7 protein-coding genes are annotated in these 11574 nt (G+C 40.1%); all 7 read right to left on the reverse strand.

Going from position 1 to position 11574, the window contains the following annotated elements:
• Position 1 precedes the first annotated feature (1 nt).
• Entirely contained in the window at positions 2 to 2338 is a 2337-nt protein-coding gene (locus AB5542_RS11820; protein WP_087422608.1) for a S9 family peptidase, read from the reverse strand.
• A gap of 102 nt (positions 2339 to 2440) precedes the next feature.
• The gene (locus AB5542_RS11825) at positions 2441 to 4096 is read right to left on the reverse strand and encodes a PKD-like family lipoprotein (protein ID WP_087422592.1); all 1656 of its coding nucleotides are present in this window, start codon (positions 4094 to 4096) and stop codon (positions 2441 to 2443) included.
• 16 nt (positions 4097 to 4112) lie between these two features.
• Complete coding sequence (locus AB5542_RS11830) at positions 4113 to 4850, reverse strand: DUF4843 domain-containing protein (protein WP_087422591.1); 738 nt, start codon at positions 4848 to 4850, stop codon at positions 4113 to 4115.
• Between the two features lie 13 nt (positions 4851 to 4863).
• Positions 4864 to 6366, reverse strand: coding sequence for a RagB/SusD family nutrient uptake outer membrane protein (locus AB5542_RS11835; RefSeq protein ID WP_162613876.1), 1503 nt, complete (start codon positions 6364 to 6366; stop codon positions 4864 to 4866).
• 13 nt (positions 6367 to 6379) lie between these two features.
• Positions 6380 to 9817 carry a SusC/RagA family TonB-linked outer membrane protein gene (locus AB5542_RS11840; protein ID WP_087422589.1) on the reverse strand — a complete coding sequence of 1146 codons (3438 nt, stop codon included), beginning with the start codon at positions 9815 to 9817 and terminating at the stop codon, positions 6380 to 6382.
• 268 nt (positions 9818 to 10085) lie between these two features.
• Positions 10086 to 11252 carry a FecR family protein gene (locus tag AB5542_RS11845; RefSeq protein WP_270546831.1) on the reverse strand — a complete coding sequence of 389 codons (1167 nt, stop codon included), beginning with the start codon at positions 11250 to 11252 and terminating at the stop codon, positions 10086 to 10088.
• 109 nt (positions 11253 to 11361) lie between these two features.
• On the reverse strand, positions 11362 to 11574 hold a 213-nt coding region (locus AB5542_RS11850; protein ID WP_368243084.1), incomplete at its 5' end, for an RNA polymerase sigma factor.

Raw genomic sequence — 11574 nt, forward strand, 5'->3', positions numbered from 1 at the left:
CCTATTTATCAGATTTCTTGTATTGTTCAATTTCATAATAGTAATCCCCGGTATTATCCTCCAACAGGAGACGGGCAAAATGGAACCACATCTTACGCTCATAAAAAATATTCTCCTCTCCACTGAAACCATGATTCGATCTCGGCAGCATAATCAAATCAAAATTCTTACCGGCCTTAATCAACGCATCCACCACTCGCAAGGTGTGAGCCGGATGTACGTTATCATCCATCCAACCGTGTACCAACAACAAACCGCCTTTATAATTCTTCGCTAATTCCATATTCGTCCCCACTCTAAATTTAAAGGTCGATTCGGTCCGATCACCATTCACGCTATCCTTAATCACTTTCTTTTCCTCCTTCACGCCGTTGTGAGTTTCCCCCCACCAGTGATTGTAAATATGGTTATCATGATTTCCTGCGGATGACACAGCTGCTTTATAAAAATCCGGATAGGTACAAATAGCGGCAGTTGACATAAATCCTCCCCCAGAATGGCCGTAAATTCCCACTTTCGTCACGTCAATAAAAGAATAACGATCAGCCAATTGCTCAATCGCATATTTATCATCCGCTAACGGATAATCCCGCAATCTCCCATGACTATAAGTGTGATAAAATTTCCCCCGCATAGGTGTTCCTCCCCGGTGTCCCACGGCAATTACGATAAATCCTAACTGGGCCAAACGGGTATTTTCATCATGAATCAATCGAAACTGTGTTGGAACGTATTCATAAAAAGGGCCGGGATACACGGAAGAGATAATCGGATAAACTTTCGTCGAATCAAAATCAAACGGTTTCCACATCACCCCGTAAAGGTCTGTCATTCCATCGGCAGCTTTCACCTTAAAACGCTCCGGCGCTTTCCACCCCATCTCTAACGCCCGGCGAATATCAGGCCTTTCCAATTCCATAATCTCTCTCCCATTCCGGTTTTTCAACACGATACGGGGTACCATATCCACCCGCTCGTAAATATCCACAAAATACCTGAAAGATTTCGAGAAATGCACTTGATGATTCGTATTATCGAAAGTCAATTGTGTCAAGCTCTCCGGCTTATCAATATTTACCCTGCATGGAATATAATAATAGGGATCAATATTTTTATCTTTCCCCAATGCATAAAAATAAAGTGTACGTCCCACCGTATCGATTTCCGCACAAGGTCCTGCCACCCATTCTCCGGAAGTAATGGCATGTTTAAAATTCCCCTCGTTATCGTAGAGATAATAATGTCCCCATCCCGTACGCTCGGAACGATAAATAATATCTTTCCCGTCGTTCAGGAACATAATATTCGCCATTTTATAATCCATGAAAGGTTTGTCTATTTCATGAATCAACACTTTCACCTCTCCCGTTGCGAGATTGGCTACACAAACCTCTTGTTCGTCAAAAGCCCGGGTTTTCCGTTCAAAATAAATCTTATTACCATCTTTCGAGGTGTAAAGTACATCCACGTACTGGTCTTGCCAACCATTGATATCGATCGTTTTCACCTCTTTCGTTTCCACGTCAATAACCGTTAACTCGTATTTTTCCAATTTCTGGTCCCCTGCCATAGCATATTTGTAGGTTTTCAGTGTGGGACGGGGATCTGTCATCACATCCACCAAAAACAACTCATCCACGTGTCGGTTATCACAACGTAATGCATACACTTTTTTTGAATCCTTCATCCACACAGCTATGGGTGCCGTTGGAAAAGTATCTGCCGCAATCTCGTCCTCGTCCTTGGTGTAAGAAAAATATCTCTCCCCATCTGTCGTCAACTGCACGATCGTGGTATCTTTCCCTTTATCCTTATTACCCATAACATAGAGATTATGCCGTTGGGCAAACACTATATATGTACTATCCGGTGAATATTTTTTCCACGAGTCCCCAAATCCCTCGTTAATCACGGTATCCAATTTCGTCACGTCCTCTGTTATCATATTATAACGATACTTGCGCTTTTCAAAATTGAACGTAAAAGAAGTCCCCTTTTTATCAAATTTCAACTCTTGAAACGTGAAATTCTTTGCATCACACACCCCATGTGTTTCCTGATTTAAAAATCCAAACAATTTCTCCGGGTTAAACAGTAAGCGTTTTTCCCCTTTCTCTGGATTCACATAGTAATAACGTTTTCCCTCTTCTGTCGTGAACGAATACCAAAAACATTCCCCGTCATTGATATACATAGGGTATATACTCATGCTATTTCCATCCGCTACCCGAAAATTACTACTCGTGAAACGGTCTGCTAACTTAAAATTTGCTTTTTGTTGTCCCCACAACAATGAGGTCATCGTCAAACCGACCAACAAAAAAAATATCTTTTTCATACAAGTAAAAACAAACAAACATACAACATCTAAAATAAACCCCGCCTCCCCGCATGACGGGCAAGCGAGGCTCATCTAAGCATTAACTTCCATCAACCAAAATTATAAACAAGTTCCTTGGAATAGGTTAGCGCCACTTCCCCATTTAGGAATAAAATCAACTACTTCCACCATCTCCGGATCTAAAGTCTTCAAGTTTTCTTTATACACACTCTTGTACACAAACCTTTCTTCTTCCGAACGTCTCACTTCCAACACTTCAAAAGTCCCGTCTACCATTAACACACCAAGTAATATGTAATCCAACTCCGAGATATAACGGATTTTTATGGATTGAATCTCTACAGGCGCCGTGTAAAAATGCTCGCTAGACTGTTGCCCTGTTCCTTCCCATTCCATACCACACCCGTAAAGTTGGTTTCCGGCAGCAATAAATAACCACTCATAATCGTCATAAGTATTTGGATCATAACCGTAATTGTAATGGAAATAAACAGCATCCTTAAAATTCGTAAACATCGACTGATCTGCAAATTCTCTCACTTGAGACTCTTCTAAGCCTATAAAATCCGCAGCATCTTTATGATCACCAAAAGCATATCGATGCCATACATAAGTTCCATTTTCCAACTTCAATAACGATAAAAGGTAATCGTAATCACTGACAAAACAATCCTTAATACGCTTTCCTTTAAACTTTTGAAACAAACTCATATCAAACTCGCCAGCGGTGTTATTCCGAATCTCCAACTTCCGTCCAACCTCATTCTGCGGATTAATAATAAAAGTACTATTATCCTTACCCGCATCATCATAAAATGCCCACATTGTTCCTTCTGCATCGATAGCAGGTACTACATCTATATGGTAATCATTATCAGCCTTCGATGTCTGAATTAAAGATGTAAATTTCATCCCATTAAATGCTGGATCATCGTTATAACGTCCTGAATGCAAATCCGTCAACACGTTAGCAACAGCATAATATAACAAGCCATCTTCCGCCAATAACCATTTACTTGTTTTTGAAAGAGCGGCATCTTGGATAACTAAATTTTCCGGAAGAGTACCCATAAATTCATCAAAAGGACGCCCCGCATAAGTTAATGCATTACCACTTAATTCAACAGGACCACTTTCTTGCAACACCATAACTTCTGAATTTTCGGTTGAAACATAGTCATTATAAGAAAATTCTTCAACTAATTTTATCGGCCCCATTCCTAATTGTTCTCCAAGTCCAGTCGCAAATTGTACATGCAACAAAGAATCCCGCCATCTATCATAACCATACTCATTAAGATAATGAATCGTTTGCCTTTTCGTGATTAACATATCTAAGCGACTGGCACCAGAAGCCGTACGTCCCAAAAACAACCAACCCAATTTATACAATGGAGTCACATTCATGATAATCGCTTCCGGGAAAGCCACTCCCGTTTTATTATCAATAGCATTAAATATCAATTCGTATTCTCCGTACACATCTGCTGTAAACGTATAAGAAGCGTGAGTAGACACCTCTTTTCCATCCAACAACCAAGAATAACTCACGTCCGGATTCAAAGAGTCGATAGATAAACGGACTTTAGGTGTTAGTGTCACTGATTCTCCAGGAAATAATGAATAACTTGCGTCAACTCCCTCTATTTTCCAATTCTGATACTCGTTTATCTCCTTGTAATCCAAGTTTGTCTTATCATCAATACAAGACACGGCAATAAACACCGATACAAATATAAACAATATATATTTCATAACTTTTCTATTTAAATTATCCTGCAACAGGCACAGTTATTACACGCCCATTCTCATCTCTCTTCGGCTCTCCATTCACCCTTTCGTACTCTTCCAAGGTATATTTCAATCGGATAGCATACTTCTTCATCACATTCATATCCGTTCCGTCAAACGACTCCCCACCTTTTTCTAACTCCTCTAAAAACATGATATATTTCGTCTCTGAATACTCACCCAAATAAACTTTTTCCACAATATTAGTTGGTCGATCTACCGTACCATCGTTACGACTCCACCAAATAGGAATCTCCAATTTATCAGACACGTAAAATTTTGCTATTTGGTAATCTCGATCCCCTTGTTTTACATTCTCACTATTATCTATTTTCAAAAACAAACGGAACGATTTATCATCCAATTCATCAAAATTATTGAAGAACTTCACTTGTATCGTATCAACATCCTGGCCGGGGGCAAACTCACATACCTCCGGTAACTCATAGGCTGTCCCTGGAAGTGTGGTCGAATCTGTCGGAGAAATTGTGAACTTTCGAGGCTCAGTCAAATAAGCTCCATGAATTTGTACAGGAATCTCGGCAACAATTTCCCCATCCGGGTACGTTTTGAAAGAATACACAGCACTATCCTGTGTCGAATTGTTCACGAAAGATATATACACAGTATCCCCGTTATATAGTTTTATTTCTTCTTTCGAACAAGCTCCTAAGAAAAACAGGAACAATATGATCGAATAAACATATATTTTTTCCATACACTTTACGATTTTATTTAAGATTTGTTTCTGTATCCGGTACCGGCCAAATCACATACTTCGCTTCAATCGGCACAACCTCGTTCCCCTCAAAAGGTATATCTTTTTTCAAACGTTTATATAAATAAAAAATTTGCCCTTCCCCGATCCACTCTCTACGCATATCATTAATCAACACATCCATAAAAGTCCCCTCAGTAGCATTATTCACTTTATCCAACGAAAGGCTATTATAAGAAGCATATCGAGATTGTTTCACCGCCCGCAAATACCCCTTTGCTTCATCCAAGTTTTTCTTATAAATGGCCTCTGCCGCAATATAATATACCTCTGACATACGCACCAATGGTACTAAATAATTACTTATATTAGCTGCTGTATTATCTGCATCATATTTTTCATATTTACTGAAACGGTACTCGCCTGAACTATTATTCTGCCATTTCTTATAGCGCATATCCTTAGTTCCTTCCCCTTCGAATATCTCATCCAGATTAGTTGTTATCAAATAGGTATGTTTATAAGGGCTAGGATCTGTCAAATTATTATAAACATTTATATACTCGATTACATCCAATGACTCCACTCCCCAAAGTACATCTCCATACAACTTGATATCTCCATCTTTAACGCTACTATATTTCACTGTAAAGCTATTTGTCGCCGTGTTGTAATCAATCAATTCTTTGGCATATTGATACGCCTCATCTACCCGTTGTGCATACAGGCAGACCCGTGCAAGAATAGCCGTTGCGGCATGATAATTTAACCGATAACCTCTCTTGTGGTCCAAGAAAAAGTCATCGTCCGAAGAACTCGTTTCGAAACGTCTTTGCGCCGTGAAAGTTGTTGCAGAATCAGCCTTCCATAACAGCTCTCGTGCCGCCTTCAAATCCCGAATTGTACTATTTAAACAACTATCCACGGTCAACGGAATAGATACGTATGACGGGTACTCTGAAATGTATGGGATATACTTCGTTGCCCCAGGATTCATTGCCGGAGAAGCAGCAAATAATCGCAACATATCAAACTGGATAAAAGCCCGAAGTGCAAGCGCCTCTCCCCAAATCATCTTCTGTTCTCGCTCTTTATATGCAAATTTATCGGAGTCCTCTTTCGAGATATTTTGGATCAAATTATTACAATTGGCGACCATCTTGTAAGCACTCTCCCAGATAGATTCAATCTCCGGCTCCAATTGATCATTATCCCAATTATTCAAATATACACCATAATAAAACATAGCAAGAGCTCGATTGCCACTACCATAAACACTGTACGTCGTGTAAGTACGCCCAAATACATCTACAAGTCCCCAAGTCAAATCTTCTCCATATAGGGTCTGACCACTCATACCATAATAAATACCATTCAATGCGTGACGATATCCATCTCCGCTAGCAAACATATCGCTCTCATCAAGTTCATCCTCCGGTTTCACATCCAACCAACTGTTGCAAGAATATGCAAACAGCACTAAAATCAACAATGATAATAATCTATATTTTCTCATAACTTTTCCCATTTTAGAAAGTGGCTCTCAAAGAGAAATTAAACGTGCGGGCAAACGGATAACTCGTCCCCCGTTCTTGTCTTACCGTAGACGCTCTGAAAAGATCGTTCGTACTCAACTCTAAGCGCAACATTTTCAGACGTATCTTCTTCAACCAATCCGTGTTAAAGTCATAACTCAACGTCAGTGCGCTTAATGACAATTCATTATCATCTTGCACGAATCGAGAGGTAGGCATTGTTGAAGTGTTCATATCCTTAATGTTTCTCAAAGGAGCAATATCACCCGGTTTCTGCCAACGTTGAGTCAACACCCGACGATCCACATTACTATTCTCAATGTCGGCATTCTCAACCCCATCCACCAAGGTCTGGTTATACGTCTGTTTTCCCCAATCGTATGCAAACGAAGCAAACAACGTCAAATTTTTATACGTCAAGTTCACTCCAAACGAACCACTTGCTTTAGGCTCTTCATCACCCACGCGAACCGTTTCAGTAGCTTTCCAAAGTGAAGAAACAGAACCATCTCTATACAAGAACAACTCGTTACCCGTCATCGGATCAATACCTAGAGAACGAATCGCAAAAATAGAGGTCAACGAGGCTCCCTCTTCATATTTCATTTCCGGTTCGGAATATTCCGATCCATAGGCAGATAAATTAACATTACCTTGCGCATCTTCTGCCGCCTCATACTTCTCATTAACTCGATCATTATAAGCACGTAAAGCATCCGAAATTTTTAAAATTTCATTTCTATTGTGATTCAAATTACCCCACAACGATACATTCCAATCCTTATCCTTATACACGTCAAAACGTACTTGAATATCAAATCCCTTATTCAATGTTTCCCCTAGGTTATCTTTATAAGAAGTGAATCCAGCCGACGCAGGTAATGACACGTCCGTGATCAAATCTACCGTCTTGTTGTAATAATAATCAAAATTCAACGAGATACGTTCGTTCCAAAACTGCAAGTCCGTACCCATATTCAACTTATTCGTCGTTTCCCATTTCAAATTATGATTCCCTAGTGCTTTTAACTGTGTTCCGAATCCGGTCGCATACCAACGGTCATTTGTTGCATAAACTGTCTTGGCTGAATACGACGGGAAATTCACTTTACCCGTCTGGCCGTAAGACACACGTACCTTCACCTGATTTATCATGTCATTATCTTTCAAGAAACTATAATTATGGACATTCACCCCCACCCCGGCAGACCAGAACGGCGCCCATTTTTGATCTGACCCGAACTCCGATGAACCGTCGAAACGTACGGATAAGTCAGCCAAATAAATATCATTCCACGTGTAGTTGGCACTCAACAAGAAACCAACCAACCGTTTCAAACTCTCGCTCTTACTCGGCTTCTGATAAATCTCTGCCGCATAGTTCGGAGAGTGAAACGCTCCCGACGGGAATCCTCTGTAATGAGCGGAAGTAGATTCCGACTTTGTGGACTGAGCGTTTACAATAGCCGACACGTTCAGATTGTGCAAGCCCAACGATCTCGAATAATACAATGAGAACTGCGTATCCCATTTAGTGTTATCACTACTGGTCGTATAAAGGTCCCCCAATAAAGAAGAATTTGTACTAGTACTAGAATTCGCCGTTCTAGCCGTAGCATTAGAAGATTTGGGATCAATAAAACGTTCCGTTCTCCCCATAGTCTTTGTCAATGCTAATTGTCCTTTTAATGTTAAATAATCATTGATAAACCACTGGAACATGAATTGTTCAATAATTTCATCCTGTTTATCCCAGTTATAATTATTCAATTTAGCCTCGTAGAACGGGTTATTCAACGAATTGCCACTCCGATCTCTTGAAAATTTAAGCTGTTGTACCAAAATTCCGTCATCATCATACAAACGATCATACGGTTGCAAATGTGCGTAATCAGAGAAACTTCCATAAGGAGAATCTGGTGCATCCGTGAAATTATACGAAATTTTATTCAATACCTGCAATTTATTCTTCAATCTCCAATCCACCGTGAAACCCACGTCCACGTTATCTCGGTATGAACCTTTCATCACGCCATTCTCATTCGTGTACCCTAACTCCAAATTATAACGTAAATCGACATTACCACCCTCTATCGACAAACTATGCTTATGATTCACTGCGTTACGCAAAGGTAATGACAACCAATCCGTATTAACCCCTTTCTGCACGTTCACCAAACGCTCGTTATAAGCTCTGATTGCAGCTTCTCGATTAGAATAATATCCGTTTTCTGGCTCATAAATCCCCGCAGCCTGCTCTATCTCCAATTTCTCCCGGGCATTAGCCAAATTATAATCTGATAAATCCGGCAAAGAAAGCGATCCCGTCAAATTGTAAGAAATCGTCACTTCTCCCGGTTTCGGAGCTCTTGTCGTGATCACAATCACACCATTAGCTGCACGTGAACCATACATCGCCGTAGCGGCAGCATCCTTCAATATATTAATCGTTTCCACCCGGTTCGGATCCAAGTCATACACTTTCTGAACGCTCACCTCAAATCCATCCATGATAAAAGTCGGCAAATTCGGATTATTCTCCAAAGATGATTTTGACAATGCATCCTTATCCAATCCTTTCACACCAATACCCGACCGTCCCCGGATATACATCTCAGGCACTGCATTCGGGTCTGATCCCCAAATATTACTCTTCTGTATCCGAAAAGAAGGATCAAAAGAAGCCAAAGCCTGCACAACATTCGTCGGAGAAGCTTTCAGTAAATCTTCCCGTTTCACCGAGATAGAACTACCCGTAAAACTCTCTTTTTTTACATTAGCATATCCAGTTACAACAACCTCTTCCAAGTCTTCGGTATCCGGCAACATTTTAATAAAAATCTCCTTACCCAAATCTTTTATCTTATTCACATCCACCTCGTGTGACTTCATCCCCACAAAAGAAAAAATCAAGACCAGCGTATCCTGTTTGGGCAATTCAATTTTAAATTTTCCATCAATATCCGTCACAACTCCAACTGCAGTACCCTTCAAAAGTACAGTTACACCCGGGAGGATCTCTCCTCTATCGTCAACGACTTTTCCCTGCACTGTTACTTTTTTCACCTCATCTTTTTTATTATCCGGAGTAATTACAATCAGATTGTCAACAATCTTAAAAGTATACTTCGTCCCTGTCAAACAACTCTTCAGGATCTCCTGAAGAGAGGCATTAGAGAATGAACGTGTAATTCCGGTCACTCCTTTAATCTCCTCATCATTATACAGAAACTCGTAACCTGTTTTTTGTTTTAGAACATTCAAGACTTCGCTCAAAGACTGTTGTTCAAACCGAACTGTAATGCTCTGCTGGCTGAACGCATTTTCGCCCGAAAATGCCAAATGTGTAAGCAATAGCATCATCATCATTAGCTTGCAGACTAATGATCGTTTGCTACCACCTAACATGCAGTTTTTAATTTTTCTTTTCATTGATAATTTTATTTAGGTCATTTTTGCACACATACACCCGGACGTTTCGGCAAATTCTTTGAATTTGCCTCTGGCCCAAGCAATTGATGTTTATTAAAACTTAAAAATTCAAACACAACACTCCCATTCAATGAAATTATTTTCCATTGTTCGAGACACATCATTTTGTTTTGGAGAAAAATCAAGTATATTTGTGAAATCCCCTTTGGGTTTATTTTAGTACACATTTTTGTAAAGTCGGAGTTGCAGCTTCGGCTTTACTATTTCACTACTTCTCCATTACTGTCACTGTTCTACCCTTTACATCAAATTTTATATTTGTTGTTAAACTCAATAATTCCAACACATCAGCAATCTTGGCATAACGAGGCAAGTAACCGGTAAAATGATAATTTTTGACAGCCTCGTTCATATAGAACACATCTATCGTGTACCAACGAGAAAGTTTCGTCATAATCTCCTGAATACTTTCACTTTTAAACCGGAAATTCTCATACATCCAAGTCGTATACACCTCAACATCCACTTCCCTCACGTTCACTTCTCCATCTTTTATAATCGCCTGTTGACCAGGCTTCAAGATCGTCTGTTTCCCATCCATCTCAATTTCAACCTTACCGGTAGCCAACGTCGTTTTAGATGTTTCGTCTCCCTCGTAACTATTCACGTTAAACGAAGTCCCCAAAACCTTCACCGCGTAATCTTTACATTGCACGATAAAAGGCTTGGACGGATTTTTAGCCACCTCGAAATAAGCCTCCCCGGACAAATACACCAAACGCTGCTCGCTATTAGCAAAACTTTCCGGGAAACGAAGTTCCGTCTGCGCATTCAAATACACCCGGGTTCCATCACCCAACACAATCTGATACTCTCCCCCTCTTGGAATCTCGACTTTATTATACCTTATTTCTCCCGCACTTTCCTCCAACTGTCGATCTGTAAAAACAACCTCTTTTCCGTTATTTTCTGCCAAAGAAGTAACGAGATCGACCTGATTCAATGAATCCAAATGATAGACATCCCCTGATGCGACAGTTAGTTTAGCAATAGAACGCCCCGGAGTAATCTCTTCCACCTTGGCAACCGGAACAACAGTAGCCTCTTCCTTCAACAAGAAAGCGATTGCCACTCCCAAAATAACCACAACAGAAGCCGCAACTTGATATACCCTCATCAAACGTTTTCTCTTTCTCCGGGCTGCTTTTTGTTTCACGATCTGCCATGCTCCACCAGCATCATAAGACAAAATTTTTTGAATGTCTTCATATTGCATCTCTTCATCCTGAATCCGGGCAAAAAGAGCTTTATGAGAATCGGCCTCTTCCAACCATGCATCTAGCTTTTGTTGTCCTTTCTCATCTATTTCATTCCGCAAATAAGCTAATATTATCGCGGCAATGTCATACGGATATGTGTTAATACTATTTTTCATACATTATTATTACACAACCCTACCTCGAAAGGATTAAACGGGATCGCATTTTTTTCAAAAAAAATACAATTCACACCTACGCCTAATTTCCATACACCACATTTATCCCTTAGAACAAGGGATTTAGTAACATTAATAAAGGGAAAATATCTTTCAAATTTTCTCTTAAAATCTTTTTTCCGCGAGCCTTTTGTGCTTTTACAGTATTAACACTCAATCCAAGTTCTTGTGCGGCACTTTCATTATCCAACCCCTGAAAATAACAAAGCTGGAAGACCTTCCGGCACTCCTCCGGCAATTTTTCAACAGCAGCGGCCAATTC

Source organism: Butyricimonas sp. RTP31003st1_G1_RTP31003_210430 (assembly GCF_040920905.1).
In the GTDB taxonomy this organism is placed as follows: domain Bacteria; phylum Bacteroidota; class Bacteroidia; order Bacteroidales; family Marinifilaceae; genus Butyricimonas; species Butyricimonas paravirosa.

Excerpts from the sequence above, each read along its gene's own strand:
- AB5542_RS11820 (WP_087422608.1), bottom strand. The coding sequence starts at position 2,338 with ATGAAAAAGATATTTTTTTTGTTGGTCGGTTTGACGATGACCTCATTG.
- AB5542_RS11825 (WP_087422592.1), bottom strand. The coding sequence starts at position 4,096 with ATGAAATATATATTGTTTATATTTGTATCGGTGTTTATTGCCGTGTCT.
- AB5542_RS11830 (WP_087422591.1), bottom strand. The coding sequence starts at position 4,850 with ATGGAAAAAATATATGTTTATTCGATCATATTGTTCCTGTTTTTCTTA.
- AB5542_RS11835 (WP_162613876.1), bottom strand. The coding sequence starts at position 6,366 with ATGAGAAAATATAGATTATTATCATTGTTGATTTTAGTGCTGTTTGCA.
- AB5542_RS11840 (WP_087422589.1), bottom strand. The coding sequence starts at position 9,817 with ATGAAAAGAAAAATTAAAAACTGCATGTTAGGTGGTAGCAAACGATCA.
- AB5542_RS11845 (WP_270546831.1), bottom strand. The coding sequence starts at position 11,252 with ATGAAAAATAGTATTAACACATATCCGTATGACATTGCCGCGATAATA.